Origin of the sequence: Micrococcus sp. KRD077 (assembly GCF_017168505.1) — a bacterium.
Taxonomy (GTDB): Bacteria; Actinomycetota; Actinomycetes; order Actinomycetales; family Micrococcaceae; genus Micrococcus; species Micrococcus luteus.
This window is the reverse complement of the sequence record NZ_JABFAZ010000011.1, coordinates 12,669-29,024: the sequence shown is the minus strand read 5'-3', so window position 1 is coordinate 29,024 and position 16,356 is coordinate 12,669. Positions and strand designations below refer to the sequence as shown.

The following is a 16,356-nucleotide window of genomic DNA, read 5'->3' as shown; positions in this document are numbered from 1 at the left end:
GGGCCGCAGATCTGCGGGTCGGGGCGGTGGACGATGCGCTCGTCCTTGTCCGGGTAGGGCAGCGTGTGCAGCACATGGCGGATGGCCTCGAGGCGGGCGCGCGGCCGCGGGGGCTCGACCGCTCCGATGCTACCGCCCCCGGGCCTATTTCGTGACCCTCCCGTGATGCGGGCCGCAGAGGTGGCCCCTACACTGACTGATCATGTCGAGATTGTTCGGAACCGATGGCGTCCGTGGCCTGGCCAACGAGACCCTCACCGTGGAGTTGTCCGTCCAGCTGGCCCAGGCCGCCTCGCCCGTCCTCGGCGCGGAGGCCTTCGACGCCGGCCGACGCCCGGTCGCCGTCGTGGCCCGGGACCCGCGCATCAGCGGCGAGTTCATCGCGGCCGCCGTGCAGGCGGGCCTGGCGTCCTCGGGCGTGGACGTGTGGGACGCCGGCGTGCTGCCGACCCCCGCCGCCGCCTATCTCGTGGGAGACCTGGACGCCGACTTCGGTGTGATGATCTCCGCCTCCCACAACCCGGCCCCGGACAACGGCATCAAGTTCCTCGCGCGCGGCGGCGAGAAGCTGACCGATGCGCAGGAGGACGAGATCATCCGCCACCTCGAGGGCGTGACCCCGCGGCGGCCCCAGGGCGCGGACGTGGGCCGCGTGCGCGTCTTCGCGGATGCCGAGGACCGCTACGTCCTCCACCTCCTGCAGACCCTCCCGCACCGGCTGGACGGGCTCAAGGTCGTCCTGGACTGCGCACACGGCGCGGCCGCCGGCTGCTCTCCCGAGGCGTTCCGCGCCGCCGGTGCGGAGGTCGTGGTGATCGGCGCGTCCCCGGACGGGCTCAACATCAACGACGGCTACGGTTCCACCCACCTCGAGAAGCTCCAGGCGGCCGTGCGCGAGCACGGCGCGGACCTGGGCATCGCGCACGACGGCGACGCCGACCGGTGCCTCGCCGTGGACGAGCGCGGCGAGGTCGTCGACGGCGACCAGATCATGGGCGTCATGGCCGTGGCGCTCAAGGACCGCGGCGCCCTGCGCGACGACACCCTGGTCGTGACCGTCATGTCCAACCTGGGCCTGAAGCTGGCCATGGGCCGGGAGGGCGTCCAGCTCGTCGAGACCCAGGTGGGCGACCGCTACGTCCTGGCCGGCATGAAGCTCGGCGACTACTCGCTCGGCGGCGAGCAGTCCGGCCACGTGATCTTCTCGGACCACGCCACCACCGGCGACGGGGTCCTCACCGGCCTGCAGCTCGCCTCGCGCGTCGCCGAGACCGGCACCCCGCTCTCCGAGCTGGCCGCGGTGATGGACCGGCTGCCCCAGGTCCTCGTGAACGTGCGCGGCGTGGACAAGTCCCGCGCCGCCGAGGACGAGGCCGTCCAGGCGGCGGTGGCCGAGGCGGAGGCCCGCCTCGGCGAGACCGGCCGCGTGCTGCTGCGCCCGTCGGGCACGGAGCCGGTCGTGCGCGTCATGGTCGAGGCCCCGGACGAGGAGACCGCCGGCCGGGAGGCCCAGGTGCTGGCCGACGTCGTGCAGCGCGAGCTGCGCCTGCACGACTGACCGGACCGATGACGTCGGACGCGGCCCCCCGGCCCCGCCGCTGGACCCTGTTCGCGGGGCTGCTCGCGGGGCTGGCGGTCCTGTGGTCGGCCGCGTTCCTCGCCGTGGACGCGCCCGTGTGTGCGCGGCAGAGCGCCCCCGTGGAGTGGTTGCCGTGCCTGGATCCGGACCGGCAGGACTCGGAGGTCGCCCCGGACGCCGGGTCCAGCGCGGACCGGACGACGTCGCGGCCCTGAGGGCACGGCCCCGGTGCCGCCGAGGGCATGAAGGAAGGGCGCGGGGCGACTCGCGTGAGTCGTCCCGGGCCCTTCGGCGTCGGACAGGGGGAGATCAGAGGGTGGTGGTCCCGGAGGTGGGGCCGCCGCGGCGCTCGGCGAGCAGGTCGCGGATCTCGGTGAGCACGGCGACGTCGGCGGGCACCTCCTCCTCGGCGGGGTCGATGCCGAGGCGGCGGTTGCGGGCCTCGATCATCTTGTTCATCGGCATCACGATGGCGAAGTACACGGCCGCGGCGATGAGCAGGAAGTTGACGATGGCGGTGAGCAGCACGCCGAACTTCACGTCGTTGCCGTTGACCGTCAGCACGGCGAACGAGTCGAAGTTCGGCGAGCCCACGGCGGCGGCGATGAGCGGCATGAGGACCGCCTCGACGAGCGCGTTCACGATCTTGCCGAAGGCGGCGCCGATGATGACGGCGACGGCGAGGTCGAGGACGTTGCCCTTCATGATGAAGTCTTTGAATCCCTGGAGCATGGCGAGAATCCTACGTGTGACGAAGGCGGCGCGGTACAGCGTCGAGCGAGCCGTGCGTCTCAGTCCGCGTAGTCGGGCGCCGGAGGCAGACCCCATGCGGTCTCGAGGACGCCGCCGACCGCCTCGACCCGGGCCGCCTCCGCGGACCCGACATAGCGCAGGTGCCAGGGCTCGTGGGCGAAGCCCGTCACGTCCTCGGCCCCGGCGGGGTAGCGGATGACGAACCCGTGCTCGGCGGCGTGCGCGGCCACCCAGCGGCCCGCGGCGGTGTCGCCGAAGCACGCTTCCAGGTCACACGCGGGGGTCGCGGCGTCGCCCACGTCCCAGGCCAGGCCGGTCTGGTGCTCGGAGTACCCCGGACGCGCCGAGACGCGGTCGGCCTCGGCGCGGCCCAGCTCGTCGACCCAGTGGCCGTACGTCCGGACCTGGTAGTCGTACGAGCGGTAGGCGCTCAGGGTGGTGAGGCGGTGGCCCGCCGCCGCGGCGGCATCCAGCAGGTCGCCGGCCGCCGTCGCGGCCTCCGCGCGCAGGGGCAGCTCGCTGCCGGGCACGGCCACCAGATCCGAGGGCGCCCAGTCGGGCGGGGCCATGGGGCGGGTCTTGTTCACGACGACGTCGAGGGCGGCCGGGTCGGCGTGCGTGCTCGACGACGGCGCCGTGCTCGAGGCGGCGCGGGACGACGCGGCCGCGCTCGAGGAGCCGGAAGCCGGCGTCGCCGAGGACGGGCCCGCGGCGGGCGTGCCGCAACCGGCCACGAGCAGCGCGAGCGCGGCCAGCGCGGCGAAGGGGAGGGTGCGACGCATGGATCAGACCTTCCTCAGCAGCACGCGGGTCACCTCGTGTTGCGCGTTCTTCGTGAGCACCAGCCGGGCGCGCCCGCGGGTCGGGCGCACGTTCTGCTCGAGGTTCGGGCCGTTGATGGAGTCCCAGATGGACTCGGCCGTCGCCTGAGCCTCGGCGTCCGACAGGGAGGAGTACCGGTGGAAGTAGCTGCGCGGGTCGGCGAAGGCCCCCGAGCGCAGACCCATGAACCGGTCGATGTACCAGGACCGGATCCAGGACGCGCGCGCGTCCACGTACACCGAGAAGTCGAAGAAGTCGGAGACGGAGAGCCCGGCGGTGCCGTCGGCCCGGGTGCGCGGCGGGGCCAGCACGTTGAGTCCCTCCACGATCAGCACGTCGGGACGGTGCACCACCTGTTCCTCGCCCGGCACGATGTCGTAGGTGATGTGCGAGTACACGGGCGCGCGCACCTCCTGCGCCCCGGACTTGACGTCCGCCATGAAGCGCAGCAGCGCGCGACGGTCGTAGGACTCGGGGAAGCCCTTGCGGGACATGATGCCGCGCTCGTGCAGCACCGCGTTGGGGTGCAGGAAGCCGTCCGTGGTGACCAGCTCGACGCGCGGCGTCGTCGGCCAGCGGCGCAGCATCTCCTGGAGCACGCGCGCCGTCGTCGACTTGCCGACGGCGACCGACCCGGCCACCCCGATCACGTACGGGGTGCGCCCCGTCCGCTCGCCGAGGAACGCGTTGGTCGCGCTGCGCAGGGCCGCGGAGGCCTCCACGTTGATGCTCAGCAGGCGCGAGAGCGGAAGGTAGACCTCGGCAACCTCGCGCAGGGACAGATGCTCGCCGAGGCCGCGCAGACGCTCCACGTCCGCCTGGTCGAAGGGCTGCGCCATCTCCGAGGCGAGACGGGCCCAGGTCTGGCGGTCCAGCTCCACGAAGGGGGAGCGCTGGTGGCCGTCGGGCACGGCGTCCGCGGGCTCCTCGGGGCCCACGAGGGGCAGCTCGGAGGTCGGGGGGGTGTAGGTCACCCGATCCATTATGGCCGCGGCCCGCCCGGAGCGGGCCCCCGCGTGACGTCACAGGGCCCGGATAGGATCGGCCCATGCGCGTTCTCGTGACCGGCGGTGCCGGATACCTCGGATCCCACACCGTGCTCACGCTGCTCGAGGCGGGCCACGACGTCCTCGTCCTGGACAGCCTGGTCACGGCGACGACGACGTCGCTCGAGCGCGTCGCCGAGCTCGCCGGAACGCGTCTGGGCGGGTCGCGGCTGCGCCTGCACGTGGCCGACATCCGCCGCCCCGAGGACTACCGCGGGGCGCTCGCGGACTTCGGCCCGGCCGCACTCGTGCACTTCGCCGGGCTGAAGTCGCCCACCGAGTCGATGACCCGCCCCGCCGCCTACTACGACGTGAACGTGGGCGGCACGGCCGCCGTCGCCGAGGCCGCGCTCGCGGCCGGCGTCCGCACGGTCCTGTTCTCCTCCTCCGCGACCGTGTACGGCGACCGCGCGCCGGTGCCGGTCGCCGAGGACGCGGCCACGGACCCGGTCTCGCCCTACGGACACTCCAAGCTCATGGCGGAGCAGGTGCTGCGCGACGTCTGCGCCACGGTCGACGGCGGCGGGCTGGCGATGCTGCGCTACTTCAACCCGGTCGGCGCGCATCCCTCCGGGCGGCTGGGCGAGGACCCGAGCGGGGTGCCGGCGAACCTCATGCCCTTCGTGGCGCGGGTGGCGTCCGGCGCGTACCCCGAGCTGCGGGTGTTCGGCGCGGACTTCGACACGCGCGACGGCAGCGCCGTGCGCGACTTCATCCACGTGATGGACCTCGCGGAGGCACACGTGGCCGGGCTCGACTGGCTCGCGGCCCGCGTGGCGACCGGGGGCGGTACGACGACCCGGGTCTGGAACATCGGCCGGGGCGAGGGCGTCACCGTGTTCGAGATGGTGCGCGCCTTCGAGGCGGTCACGGGCGGCCGCATCCCGTACCGCGTGGTCGAGCGCCGGCCCGGGGACATCGCCGAGTCGTGCGCGGCCGTGGACGCGATCGGCGCCGAGGTGGGCTGGCACGCCCGGCGCGATGTGACCGCGATGGTGCGGGACCTCTGGGCCTGGCAGGAGGCCAACCCCGCGGGGTTCTCGTCCCGGGCGGAGTGAGCCGGCCCGCCGTGCGCGGAAGACGGGTCCGGCCCGGTATTCTCGTGCGCATGTGCGGAATCGTCGGATACATCGGCCAGCCCCAGTCGGATCGTGAGCACGGCGCTCTCGACGTCCTGATGGAGGGCCTGCGTCGTCTCGAATACCGCGGATACGACTCCGCCGGTGTGGCCGTGGTGGACGGCGGTCAGCTGTACCACCGGAAGAAGGCGGGCAAGCTCGCCAACCTCGCTGAGGAGCTCGCCGAGCACCCCATCCCCACCGGCCTCGTCGGCATCGGCCACACCCGGTGGGCCACCCACGGCGGCCCCACCGACCGCAACGCCCACCCGCAGGTGGCGGACGAGGGCCGGCTGGCGCTGATCCACAACGGCATCATCGAGAACTACGCCGAGCTGCGTGAGGAGCTGCTCGCCAAGGGCGTCGAGTTCCTCTCCGAGACGGACACCGAGGTGGCCGCCCACCTCCTCGCGGACGTCTACCGGAACGCGGCCGGCCAGGACCTGACCCGCGCCATGCAGTTGGCCTCCCAGCGCCTCGAGGGCGCCTTCACCCTGCTGGCCGTGCACGTGGACCACCCGGACCGCGTGGTGGCCTCGCGCCGCAACTCGCCGCTCGTCGTCGGCCTGGGCGAGGGGGAGAACTTCCTCGGCTCGGACGTCTCCGGCTTCATCGACTTCACCCGCGAGGCCATCGAGCTCGAGCAGGACCAGGTCGTGACGATCACGGCCGACGCCGTCGAGATCTCGGACTTCCGGGGCGGCCCCGCCGAGGGCAAGCGCTTCACCGTGGACTGGGACGCCTCGGCCGCGGAGAAGGGCGGCTTCGAGACCTTCATGGAGAAGGAGATCCACGACCAGCCCCAGGCCGTGCAGGACACCCTGCTGGGCCGCACGGACGCCGCCGGCGCCCTGATGCTGGACGAGCTGCGGATCGACCCCGAGGAGCTCAAGGCCGTCGACAAGATCATCGTCCTGGCGTGCGGCACGTCCGCCTACGCGGGCACGGTGGCCAAGTACGCCATCGAGCACTGGTGCCGGATCCCCGTGGAGGTGGAGCTCTCCCACGAGTTCCGCTACCGCGACCCGATCATCGACCCGCACACCCTCGTGGTGTCCATCTCCCAGTCCGGCGAGACCATGGACACCCTCATGGCGGTCCGCTACGCCAAGGAGCAGGGCGCCCGCACCGTGTCCATCTGCAACACCAACGGCTCCACGATCCCGCGCGAGTCGGACGCCGTGCTCTACACGCACGCCGGCCCCGAGATCGCCGTCGCCTCCACCAAGGCGTTCCTGGCGCAGATCACCGCCGCCTACCTGCTGGGCCTGTACCTGGCCCAGCTGAACAAGAAGCTGTTCAGCGGCCAGATCAAGGACATCCTGGCGGACCTCGGGGCGATCCCCGGCAAGATCGAGGAGATCCTCGCCGCCAAGGACCAGGTCAAGGAGCTCGCCCGCTCCATGGCCGACGCCACCTCCGTCCTGTTCCTCGGCCGCAACGTCGGCTACCCGGTGGCCATGGAGGGCGCGCTCAAGCTCAAGGAGCTCGCGTACATCCACGCCGAGGGCTTCGCCGCGGGCGAGCTCAAGCACGGCCCGATCGCCCTGATCGACGACGGCCAGCCGGTCTTCGTGGTCATGCCCTCGCCCATGGACCGACACTCGCTGCACGCCAAGGTGGTCTCGAACATCCAGGAGGTCCGCGCCCGCGGCGCCCGCACCTTCGCCGTCGCCGAGCGCGGCGACGCGGCCGTGCGCGGCCAGGCCGAGGTCGTCTTCGAGGTCCCCGAGACCCAGCCGATGCTCATGCCGCTGCTGACCACGGTCCCGCTGCAGATCTTCGCCCTCGAGCTCGCCACGGCGAAGGGCTACGACGTGGACCAGCCGCGCAACCTCGCCAAGTCCGTCACGGTGGAGTGATCCGCCGCTGAGGCCACCGCGACCTCTCCTGCCGGGCCCGGCCGCCACACAGCGGCCGGGCCCGCGACGCGTCCGGGGATGGCGTCCGCCCGCCCCAGTAGACTCCCCGAGGAGGCCCGCCGCACCCGGCGGGCCGCACGACGAGACCCCGGAGAGTCATGCACACAGTGGAGATCGGCCAGCCGTACCCCCTCGGGGCCACCGTGGACGAGACCGGCACCAACTTCGCCCTCGCGGTCTCCCGCGAGGTGGAGGCGGTCGAGCTGTGCCTCGTCGCCGACGACGGCACGGAGACGCGCATCCCCCTCGAGGAGCGGCACGGCACCACATGGCACGCCCACGTGGCGGGCATCGGCCACGGGCAGCGCTACGGCTACCGCGTGCACGGCCCCTGGGACCCCGCCCGCGGCCTGTGGCACAACCCGGCCAAGATCCTCGTGGACCCGTACGCGCGGGCGTTCACCGGCGACTACGAGTGGGGCCAGCAGCACCACTCATACGACTTCGACGAGCCGGACCGCATCGACACCTCGGACAACCTGGGCACGAGCATGCTCGGCGTCGTCGTCGCCGAGGACTTCGACTGGGGCGATGACGCCCCGCCCGCCGTCGAGCTCACGGACACGGTGATCTACGAGACCCACGTCAAGGGCATGACCAAGCTGCACCCCGCCGTCCCCGAGGAGCTGCGCGGCACCTACGCGGGCATGGCCCACCCGGAGGTGGTCCGCCACCTGACCGAGCTCGGGGTGACCGCCGTCGAGCTGATGCCCGTGCACCAGTTCGTCAACGACGCCACCCTGCAGGAGAAGGGGCTGAGCAACTACTGGGGCTACAACACGCTCGGCTTCTTCGCCCCGCACGCCGCCTACGCCTCCTCCTCCGAGGTGGGCGGCCAGGTCCGCGAGTTCAAGCAGATGGTGAAGGACCTGCACGCCGCCGGTCTCGAGGTGATCCTCGACGTGGTCTACAACCACACGGCCGAGGGCAACGACAAGGGCCCCATGCTCAGCCTGCGCGGGCTGGACAACGCCGGCTACTACCACCTCGTCGAGGGCGACGAGCGGCACTACATGGACTACACGGGCACCGGGAACTCGGTGGACCTCTCCAGCCCCAAGGCCCTCCAGCTGGTCATGGACTCCCTCCGCTACTGGGTCACCGAGATGCACGTGGACGGCTTCCGGTTCGACCTGGCCACCACCCTCACCCGGGTGGAGGGGGAGCAGGGCCCGGACATGTTCTCCGGGTTCTTCGACGTGGTCCGCCAGGACCCGGTGCTGCGCACCGTCAAGCTCATCGCCGAGCCGTGGGACGTGGGCTGGGGCGGCTACCAGGTGGGCAACTTCCCCGGCCTCTGGTCCGAGTGGAACGGCATGTACCGGGACGCGGTGCGCGACTTCTGGCGCGGCGAGCCCGGCACCCTCGGCGAGTTCGCCACCCGCCTGACCGGCTCGGCCGACCTCTATGAGGGGGACGGGCGCGGCCCCGGTGCGTCCGTGAACTTCGTCACGGCCCACGACGGCTTCACGCTGCGCGACCTCGTCTCCTACAACGAGAAGCACAACGAGGCCAACGGCGAGGACAATAACGACGGCGAGGCGCACAACCGCTCGTGGAACTGCGGCGTGGAGGGGGAGACCGACGACCCCGAGGTCGTGACGCTCCGCGCCCGCCAGCGCCGCAACTTCCTGGCCACCCTGCTGATCAGCCAGGGCGTGCCCATGATCAGCCACGGCGACGAGCTGGGCCGCACCCAGGGCGGCAACAACAACGTCTACTGCCAGGACAACGAGATCTCGTGGATCGACTGGTCCGCCATGGACGACTCGCTCGTGGCGTTCACCCGCGACCTGATCGCGCTGCGCCGTGACCACGCGGTGTTCCGCCGTCGCCACCACTTCGACGGTCGCCCCGCGGCCCGCGACGTCGAGGCGCCCCTGCCGGACATCGTGTGGCTCGAGCCGGACGCGACCGCCAAGACGGAGGACGACTGGGGCGCCGAGGCCCGGTCGATCGGCTTCTACCTCAACGGGCACATGCTCACCCGCGGGGACGAGGAAGGGGAGGAGCCCTACCGGGACTTCTACGTCCTCATGAACGCGTGGTGGGAGCCCGTGCCGTACACCCTGCCCGGGCCCACGTTCCCGGCGGAGTGGGAGGTCGTCGTGGACACCTCGTCCCACGTCGCCCCGGACGGCACCCGCCCCCGCGTGCGTGCCGGGGACGTGCTTGAGCTCCCGGCCCGCTCCACCGTCGTGCTGCGGCAGGTGCCCGAGGGCGCATGAACGAGCGGGTCGACCGGGGGCGCGTCCGCCGTGGCCTGCCGCGGTGGGCGCGGGCCCTCTGCGCCACCGTGGCCACCCTGGCGGCGCTGGCACTGGCCTTCGGCGCGGGGTGGGCCACGCACGCCGTGACGGACCCGCACCCGGACGACGCACCGCGTGTGGACGCCCTCCTCGTCCTCTACAGCCAGCCCCGCGTCTACGACGCCGCGATCGAGCTCGCCGCGTCCGGCGTCACCGACCGGCTCTTCGTCTCCGCGTACCTGGGGCCGGACGGGCACGAGAAGCTGTGCGGCGGCCCGGGGGAACGCGACCCGCGGCTGGCCGGCGTCAGCGTCGAGTGCTTCGCGCCCGATCCGGTGACCACCCAGGGCGAGGTCATCCACGCGGCCGACCGCATGCGCGAACTCGGCCTGCACCACCTGGGCGTGCTCACCTTCCACCAGCACGTGGAGCGTGCGCGGCTGCTGGCGGAGCGGTGCCTCACCCCCGAGGAGGGCCGTGTGTCCCTGTACGCGTTCGACGCCGGCTTCGACCGGCTCGGCCGCCTGCAGCACGGCGTCTACGGCGTGCTGGCCTACGGGAAGGCGATGCTCACGCCGGGCTGCGACCAGCAGCTGCCCGGCGTGCTGCAGTGGCCGCTCGACCTGGCCAAGCGACTGCGCGGGCAGCCCGTCGGGGACGAGGCCGGCGCCGTCGTCGTGGGCGCCCGGCGGGCGGGGGCGGTGTGATCGTCGGCGTGGGGGTGGACGTGGTGGACGTCCCGCGGTTCCGGGCGCAGCTCGAGCGCACGCCGGCGCTGCGCGCACGCCTGTTCACCGAGGACGAGCGGGACCTGCCGCTGCGCTCGCTGGCCGCGCGCTTCGCCGCCAAGGAGGCGGTCGCCAAGGCCATGGGCGCCCCGCCCGGGATGATGTGGCACCACTGCTGGATCCCGCGCCCGGACCACGGCGACGGCCGCCCCACCGTGCACCTGACCGGCACCGTGCAGGCCCAGGCCGAGGCCCTGGGCATCACCCACTGGCACCTCTCCCTCAGTCATGACGGGGACGTCGCCACCGCCTACGTGGTCGCCGAACGCCGCGCGGCCGAGGAGGAGTCCGCATGACCGCCGATGACCTGACCCGCATCGCCCTGACCGGCTCGGCCGTGCGCACGGCCGAGGAGCCCCTGTTCGCGGCCGGGCGCGGCCCGGAGCTGATGCGCGCCGCCGCCTGGGCCCTGGCCGAGCACGCCGCCGCCCTGCTGCGTGAGCGCGGCCCCGTGGCCGGGGCGACCGTGGCCGCCCTCGTCGGCCCCGGCAACAACGGCGGGGACGCGCTGTTCGCCCTCGCCTTCCTGCGCCGCCGGGGCGTGGCCGCGGTCGCCGTGCCCGTCCGCCGGGACGACGACGGCGCCCCGCGCTGGCACGCCGAGGGCTGGGCTGCGCTGCGAGCGGCCGGGGGACGCCGCGCCGACGCGGTGCCGCCCGAGGCCGCGCTCGTGGTGGACGGCGTGCTCGGCACGGGCTTCACCGGCGAGCATGAGCTGCCCGCCGCGGCGCGCGCGCTGCCGGCGGAGGCGCTCGTGGTGGCGTGCGACGTGCCCTCCGGTGTGGACGCGGACACCGGCGAGGTGCGGGGGGAGGCCCTCCGCGCGGACGCGACCGTGACGTTCGGCGCCCTCAAGTCCGGTCTCGTCCTCGGGGAGGGGGCGGCGCGCGCGGGCACCGTGCACGTGGTGGACATCGGGCTGGGACCGCACCTGCCGACGTCGCCGGCCGCGCGGCTGGGCGTGATGGACGAGGCCGCCGCACGGACCGCCCACCCGGCCCCCGCGGCCGAGGCCCACAAGTACACGCGCGGCGTGGTGGCCGTCGTCGCCGGATCGGAGCGCTACCCGGGGGCCGCCGTGCTCGCGAGCGCGGGTGCGCTGCACACGGGCGCGGGCATGGTGCACCATTCCGGCCCGCAGACCACCCGGGACCTGGTGCTCGCCGCCCACCCCGAGGCGCTGGTCTCGGCGGAGGGGCCCGAGCCGTCGCGCGCGGACGCCTGGGTGGTCGGCCCCGGCTTGGACACCGAGCACGACGCGCGGCGGCGCTGGGCCGGCGTCCTCGCCGCGCTTGAGGGCCGGCCGGAGGCGGCCCTGCTCGCCGACGCCTCGGCCCTGGACCTGGTCACCGCCGCCGAGCTGCGGTCGCTGCGCGCGGCCGGCACGCCCGTGGTCCTGACGCCGCACGCCGGGGAGTGGTCCCGCCTGCGCGAGCGCGTCCCCGCGGACGGCGCCGACGCCGCCGACCCGCTCGCGGCACTGCGGGCGTGGACCGCTGCGCACGGGGCCACCGTCCTGCTCAAGGGCCCGCGCACCCTCGTGGTCGCTCCGGACGGCGAGGCATGGGTCGTGACCGGCGGCGGGCCCGACCTCGCGATGGGCGGGACCGGCGACGTGCTCTCCGGGGCGATCGGCGCCGTCCTGGCCGCGGACGTGGCGCGGCGCTCGCGGGCGCGCCGGGCCGGGGAGGATCCGGGCCCGGCGCCCACGGCCCGGCTCGCGGCCGCCGCCGCCTGGCTGCATGCCCAGGCCGGGGCCGACCAGGCCCGCGCCGGGCGGATCACCACGGCCACGCTGCCGGCCGCGCTGGGCGCGGGCGTCGCGCGCCTGTGGTGGCCGGTCGACGCCGAGCCGGAGGCCGTCCGATGAGCCGCGCCGACGTCAACCCGGCGGACACCGAGCGCGCCGTACGCATCGACCTGGCGGCCGTCCGGCACAACGTGGGCGTGCTGCAGGAGCGGATCCGCCGCCCCGACGGCAGCCGGCCGCTGCTGACCGCCGTCGTCAAGGCCGACGCCTACGGCCACGGCGCGGTGGCCGTCGCGCGCGCCGCCGCGGCCGCCGGCGCGGACCGGCTCGGGGTGGCCCACGTGCGCGAGGCCCTGGCCCTGCGCGCGGCGGGGGTGCGCCTGCCCGTGCTCGCGTGGCTGCACACCGGGGCCACGGACTTCGCCGCCGCGGTGGAGGCGGAGGTGACCCTCGGCGTCTCGGGCTGGGACCTCGACGCCGTCGCCGACGCCGTCCGGGGGCCGCGGGCCCGCGGCGGGGCCGGACCCGAGGCCCGCGCGGTCCTGCACCTGAAGGCGGACACCGGCCTGGGCCGCCACGGCTGCACGCCCGCGCGGTGGCCCGCGTTCGTCGCCCGTGCCGCCGAGCTCGAGGCCGCGGGCCTCGTGCGGGTGGAGGGCGTGTTCTCCCACCTCGGCGTGGCGGACGAGCCGGACCGGGCCGCCGAGACCACGGCGCAGCTGCTGCGGTTCGAACGGATGGCCGCCGAGGCCGCCGAGACGCTCGGCCACCCACTGCTGCGGCACCTGGCCAACACGCCCGCCACCCTCTCCCGGCCGGACACGCACCTGGACATGGTGCGCGTCGGCCTGGGCCTGTACGGGCTCTCCCCGTTCGCGGACGTCACCGCCGCCGAGCTCGGGCTGCGCCCGGCCATGTCCCTCGTCACCGTCCTGGCCAACGTCAAGGCCGTCCCCGCCGGGCAGGGCGTGTCCTACGGGTTCCGCCACGTCACGGCGGAGCCCACCACCCTCGGGCTCGTGCCCGTCGGCTACGCCGACGGCGTCCCGCGCGTCGTCGAGGGCACGCGCGTCCACGTCGGCGACCGGACCGTCCCCGTGGTGGGCCGCATCGCGATGGACCAGTTCGTGGTGGACCTCGGCCCGGACGCCGCGGACGCGCCCGGCGACGCCGTCGAGCTGTTCGGACCGGCCTCCGGCATTCCGGTGGAGGAGTGGGCCGCGGCCGCCGGGACGATCAACTACGAGCTGGTGACCCGCATCGGAGGCCGCGTGGACCGGCAGCACGTGGACCCCACGCCGACCCAGGAGGCCCGCCCATGAGCGACCACGAGATCCCCGCCCCCGGCCCGACCCTGCCGGAGCCCGTGCTGACGGTGACGGTCCCGCTCGAGGGCGCCGACGGCACCCGGGCGTTCGGCCGCGCCCTCGCCGGGGTGCTCCGCGCCGGCGACGTGCTGATCCTCACGGGCGACCTCGGCGCGGGCAAGACGACCTTCACCCAGGGGCTGGCCAGCGGATTCGGCGTGGCCTCCGGCGTGGTCTCGCCGACGTTCGTCCTCTCCCGCGTCCACCCCGCCCCGGCCGACGCCCCGGCGGGCACCCCGGACCTCGTGCACGTGGACGCGTATCGGCTGCGCTCGGCGGGGGAGCTCACGGACCTCGACCTGGACGCGAGCGTGGACCGCTCCGTGACCGTCGTCGAGTGGGGCCGGGGCATGGCCGAGTCCCTCGCCGGGTTCCCCGAGGACCCGGACGCCTCGTGGCTGGACATCGAGATCGTCCGGGCCCGCGGGGGTGAGGACGCCCCCGCGGCCTCGGCGGGGGAGGGCGAGGACGGCATCGTCACCGACTTCTCCGACGAGGACGGGGGCCAGGCCGAGGAGCTGCGTTCGGCCGTCGTGACCGGCCGCGGCCCGCGCTGGGCCGGCGTCGTGCTTCCGTAGACTGGCCGCCATGGCCCTGCTCCTCGCGATCGACTCCTCCGCCGCCGCCTCCGTCGCCGTCCTGCGGGACGGTGAGGAGCTCGCGCGCTGGGCCACGGACGACACCCACGCCCACGCCGAGGTGCTCGCCCCCGCGGTGCAGACCGTGCTCGGCGAGGCCGGCGTCACCGGCACCGCGCTGGACGCGCTCGCGGTCGGCGTCGGCCCCGGACCCTTCACGGGACTGCGCGCGGGCCTGGCGACGGCGGCCGCCCTCGGCCTGGCGTGGGACGTGCCCGTGCACGGGGTCCGCAGCCTCGACGCGCTCGCCCACGAGGCCGGCGTCGATGCCTTCCGCCACGGGATCGAGGAGTTCGTGGTCGCCACGGACGCCCGCCGCCGCGAGGTCTACTGGGCCCACTACGCGCAGGTCGGCGGGCAGCCGACCCTGCTGCACGGCCCCTTCGTCTCGCCGGCGGACGAGGTCACCCCGCTGCCCGTCTACGGCGCGGGGGCCGGGCTCTACCCCGAGGCGCTGCGCGCGGTGCCGGACTGGGAGTCGGCCACGCCGTCCGCCGTCGGGGTGGGGCAGGTGGCCGAGCTCGCCCTGCGGCGCGGCCGAGGCCTCGTGCCCGCCGAGCCGCTCTACCTGCGCGAGTCCGACGCCAAGGTCCCCGGCCCCCGCAAGCGGGCGGGCGCGTGAGCCCGGCCGAGCCGGACCCGGCCGGCGACGGGCGCCCCGCTGAGGACGCGCACGGGCTGCCGCCCGGATACCTGCTGCGCCCCATGACCGTGTGGGACATCCCCGAGGTGCTCGCCCACGAGGCCACGCTCTTCCCGCTCGACGCCTGGCCCGCGCACTTCTACGAGGAGGAGCTCGCCCAGACCGGCCCCGCCGGCGGGCGGGACGCGCACGGCCGCCCGCCCACCCGGGACTACCGCGTGGTCGTCCGCGACGTGGCCGCGCCCGGCTCCGCGGACGACGACGGCCCCGCCCCCGGTGAGATCGTCGGCTACGGCGGGATCATGGTGGTCGGCGACGTCGCCGACGTGCAGACCGTGGGCACGGTCGCGGCGGCGCAGGGGCGGGGGATCGGGGCGGCCCAGCTGCGCTGGATGGCCGCGGAGGCCGCGGCGCGCGGTGCGAGCTCGCTCATGCTCGAGGTCCGGGCCTCCAACGCCGCCGCCCGGCGGCTCTACGCGCGCCACGGATTCGAGGAGCTGCACGTGCGCCGCCGCTACTACCCGGGCGGCGAGGACGCCGTGATCATGCGCAAGGTCCTGTGACCGGGCCGCTCACTAGACTGGAGCCCATGCCCACCGCCACCGCAGCCCCCCTCGTGCTCGGCATCGAGTCCTCCTGCGACGAGACCGGCGTCGGCGTCGTCCGCGGCACCGCCCTGCTGGCCCACGAGGTCGCCTCCTCCGTCGAGGAGCACGTGCGCTTCGGCGGCGTGATCCCGGAGATCGCCGCCCGCGCCCACCTCGAGGCCCTCGTGCCCACGATCCGCCGCGCCCTGGACACCGCCGACGTCACCCTCGTGGACCTCGACGCGATCGCCGTCACCTCCGGCCCGGGTCTGGCGGGCGCGCTCATGGTGGGGGTCGCGGGGGCGAAGGCGCTGGCCACGGCCCTCGGCACGCCCCTCTACGGCATCAACCACCTCGTGGCGCACGTGGGCGTCGGCATGCTGGACGGCGTGCGGCCCGCGCAGTGGGACGACCTGCCCGCGGACCTGGGCGCGCTGCTGGTCTCCGGCGGGCACACCGAGATCCTGCGCGTGGGCCGGATCAGCGCCGAGGTCGAGCTGCTGGGCTCGACCATCGACGACGCGGCCGGCGAGGCGTACGACAAGGTCGCCCGGCTCATCGGGGCGGGCTACCCCGGGGGTCCCGTGATCGACCGGCTCGCCGCCCAGGGCGACCCGACGGCCTTCCGCTTCCCGCGCGGGCTCACCGCGGGCAAGTTCGTCGGCAGCGCCGAGGAGCCCGGCCCGCACCGACACGACTGGTCCTTCTCCGGGCTGAAGACCGCCGTCTCCCGCGCCGTGGAGCAGTTCGAGGCCCGCGGCCTCGAGGTGCCGCGCGCGGACATCGCCGCCTCCTTCCAGGAGGCCGTCGCGGACGTGATCACCGCCAAGGCCGTCCGCGCCTGCCGCGAGCACGGGCTCACCCACCTGATGCTCGGCGGCGGCGTCGCGGCGAACTCGCGCCTGCGCGCCCTGCTCGCCGACCGGTGCCGCTCCGCCGGCATCGAGCTGACCGTCCCGCCCGTGAACCTGTGCACCGACAACGGGGCGATGGTCGCCGCACTCGGCGCACGCCTGGTGCGCGACGGCGTCGCCCCCTCCGACGCGTGGTTCGGCGCGGACCCGGGACAGCCGGTCGAGGTCGTCAGCGTCTGA

General features: G+C 74.6%; 16 protein-coding genes. 13 read left to right on the top strand and 3 right to left on the bottom strand.

What is annotated here, in order from left to right:
• The first annotated feature begins 202 nt into the window (after positions 1–202).
• On the top strand, positions 203–1,558 hold the full coding sequence (gene glmM / locus J1M39_RS03910) for a phosphoglucosamine mutase (protein ID WP_206496473.1): 1,356 nt from the start codon (positions 203–205) through the stop codon (positions 1,556–1,558).
• A gap of 8 nt (positions 1,559–1,566) precedes the next feature.
• Positions 1,567–1,794, top strand: a complete 228-nt coding sequence (locus tag J1M39_RS03905) for a hypothetical protein (protein ID WP_010080407.1) — start codon at positions 1,567–1,569, stop codon at positions 1,792–1,794.
• Between the two features lie 94 nt (positions 1,795–1,888).
• On the opposite strand, the gene mscL is transcribed toward J1M39_RS03905, so the two are convergent.
• The 3 genes from mscL to coaA are packed head-to-tail and all read right to left on the bottom strand — an operon-like array spanning position 1,889 to position 4,128.
• The gene (mscL, locus tag J1M39_RS03900; protein WP_060973416.1) at positions 1,889–2,311 is read right to left on the bottom strand and encodes a large conductance mechanosensitive channel protein MscL; all 423 of its coding nucleotides are present in this window, start codon (positions 2,309–2,311) and stop codon (positions 1,889–1,891) included.
• A 59-nt stretch (positions 2,312–2,370) separates the two neighbouring features.
• The gene (locus J1M39_RS03895; protein ID WP_170720591.1) at positions 2,371–3,114 is read right to left on the bottom strand and encodes a M15 family metallopeptidase; all 744 of its coding nucleotides are present in this window, start codon (positions 3,112–3,114) and stop codon (positions 2,371–2,373) included.
• Between the two features lie 3 nt (positions 3,115–3,117).
• Positions 3,118–4,128: a type I pantothenate kinase gene (gene coaA / locus J1M39_RS03890; RefSeq protein ID WP_044659424.1), complete on the bottom strand. Its 1,011-nt coding sequence runs from the start codon at positions 4,126–4,128 to the stop codon at positions 3,118–3,120.
• Between the two features lie 74 nt (positions 4,129–4,202).
• On the opposite strand from coaA, the gene galE reads away from it, so the two are divergent.
• The 11 genes from galE to tsaD all read left to right on the top strand — a co-directional run bounded on the left by galE (position 4,203) and on the right by tsaD (position 16,356).
• Positions 4,203–5,258 (top strand): UDP-glucose 4-epimerase GalE, encoded by a 1,056-nt coding sequence (galE, locus tag J1M39_RS03885; RefSeq protein ID WP_144819674.1) that lies wholly within the window; start codon positions 4,203–4,205, stop codon positions 5,256–5,258.
• 50 nt (positions 5,259–5,308) lie between these two features.
• Positions 5,309–7,180 carry a glutamine--fructose-6-phosphate transaminase (isomerizing) gene (gene glmS / locus J1M39_RS03880; RefSeq protein ID WP_144819673.1) on the top strand — a complete coding sequence of 624 codons (1,872 nt, stop codon included), beginning with the start codon at positions 5,309–5,311 and terminating at the stop codon, positions 7,178–7,180.
• Positions 7,181–7,338: 158 nt separating this feature from the next.
• Complete coding sequence (glgX, locus tag J1M39_RS03875; protein WP_036315853.1) at positions 7,339–9,468, top strand: glycogen debranching protein GlgX; 2,130 nt, start codon at positions 7,339–7,341, stop codon at positions 9,466–9,468.
• The gene (locus J1M39_RS03870; RefSeq protein WP_095353613.1) at positions 9,465–10,196 is read left to right on the top strand and encodes a hypothetical protein; all 732 of its coding nucleotides are present in this window, start codon (positions 9,465–9,467) and stop codon (positions 10,194–10,196) included. The genes glgX and J1M39_RS03870 overlap by 4 nt, the downstream gene beginning before the upstream one ends.
• Complete coding sequence (locus J1M39_RS03865; RefSeq protein ID WP_036338002.1) at positions 10,193–10,573, top strand: holo-ACP synthase; 381 nt, start codon at positions 10,193–10,195, stop codon at positions 10,571–10,573. The genes J1M39_RS03870 and J1M39_RS03865 overlap by 4 nt, the downstream gene beginning before the upstream one ends.
• Positions 10,570–12,147, top strand: coding sequence for an NAD(P)H-hydrate dehydratase (locus J1M39_RS03860; RefSeq protein ID WP_206496472.1), 1,578 nt, complete (start codon positions 10,570–10,572; stop codon positions 12,145–12,147). Before J1M39_RS03865 ends, J1M39_RS03860 begins: the two co-directional genes overlap by 4 nt.
• Positions 12,144–13,349, top strand: a complete 1,206-nt coding sequence (alr, locus tag J1M39_RS03855) for an alanine racemase (protein ID WP_061867106.1) — start codon at positions 12,144–12,146, stop codon at positions 13,347–13,349. The genes J1M39_RS03860 and alr overlap by 4 nt, the downstream gene beginning before the upstream one ends.
• Positions 13,346–13,972, top strand: coding sequence for a tRNA (adenosine(37)-N6)-threonylcarbamoyltransferase complex ATPase subunit type 1 TsaE (tsaE, locus tag J1M39_RS03850; protein WP_095353611.1), 627 nt, complete (start codon positions 13,346–13,348; stop codon positions 13,970–13,972). The genes alr and tsaE overlap by 4 nt, the downstream gene beginning before the upstream one ends.
• A 10-nt stretch (positions 13,973–13,982) precedes the next feature.
• Entirely contained in the window at positions 13,983–14,654 is a 672-nt protein-coding gene (gene tsaB, locus J1M39_RS03845) for a tRNA (adenosine(37)-N6)-threonylcarbamoyltransferase complex dimerization subunit type 1 TsaB (protein ID WP_078025914.1), read from the top strand.
• Complete coding sequence (locus J1M39_RS03840) at positions 14,651–15,238, top strand: GNAT family N-acetyltransferase (RefSeq protein ID WP_078025913.1); 588 nt, start codon at positions 14,651–14,653, stop codon at positions 15,236–15,238. Before tsaB ends, J1M39_RS03840 begins: the two co-directional genes overlap by 4 nt.
• 26 nt (positions 15,239–15,264) lie before the next feature.
• Positions 15,265–16,356, top strand: a complete 1,092-nt coding sequence (gene tsaD, locus J1M39_RS03835) for a tRNA (adenosine(37)-N6)-threonylcarbamoyltransferase complex transferase subunit TsaD (RefSeq protein ID WP_095353610.1) — start codon at positions 15,265–15,267, stop codon at positions 16,354–16,356.

Excerpts from the sequence above, each read along its gene's own strand:
- mscL (WP_060973416.1), bottom strand. The coding sequence starts at position 2,311 with ATGCTCCAGGGATTCAAAGACTTCATCATGAAGGGCAACGTCCTCGAC.
- J1M39_RS03895 (WP_170720591.1), bottom strand. The coding sequence starts at position 3,114 with ATGCGTCGCACCCTCCCCTTCGCCGCGCTGGCCGCGCTCGCGCTGCTC.
- glmS (WP_144819673.1), top strand. The coding sequence starts at position 5,309 with ATGTGCGGAATCGTCGGATACATCGGCCAGCCCCAGTCGGATCGTGAG.
- J1M39_RS03870 (WP_095353613.1), top strand. The coding sequence starts at position 9,465 with ATGAACGAGCGGGTCGACCGGGGGCGCGTCCGCCGTGGCCTGCCGCGG.
- tsaE (WP_095353611.1), top strand. The coding sequence starts at position 13,346 with ATGAGCGACCACGAGATCCCCGCCCCCGGCCCGACCCTGCCGGAGCCC.
- J1M39_RS03860 (WP_206496472.1), top strand. The coding sequence starts at position 10,570 with ATGACCGCCGATGACCTGACCCGCATCGCCCTGACCGGCTCGGCCGTG.
- alr (WP_061867106.1), top strand. The coding sequence starts at position 12,144 with ATGAGCCGCGCCGACGTCAACCCGGCGGACACCGAGCGCGCCGTACGC.
- tsaB (WP_078025914.1), top strand. The coding sequence starts at position 13,983 with ATGGCCCTGCTCCTCGCGATCGACTCCTCCGCCGCCGCCTCCGTCGCC.
- glmM (WP_206496473.1), top strand. The coding sequence starts at position 203 with ATGTCGAGATTGTTCGGAACCGATGGCGTCCGTGGCCTGGCCAACGAG.
- J1M39_RS03905 (WP_010080407.1), top strand. The coding sequence starts at position 1,567 with ATGACGTCGGACGCGGCCCCCCGGCCCCGCCGCTGGACCCTGTTCGCG.
- galE (WP_144819674.1), top strand. The coding sequence starts at position 4,203 with ATGCGCGTTCTCGTGACCGGCGGTGCCGGATACCTCGGATCCCACACC.
- tsaD (WP_095353610.1), top strand. The coding sequence starts at position 15,265 with ATGCCCACCGCCACCGCAGCCCCCCTCGTGCTCGGCATCGAGTCCTCC.
- glgX (WP_036315853.1), top strand. The coding sequence starts at position 7,339 with ATGCACACAGTGGAGATCGGCCAGCCGTACCCCCTCGGGGCCACCGTG.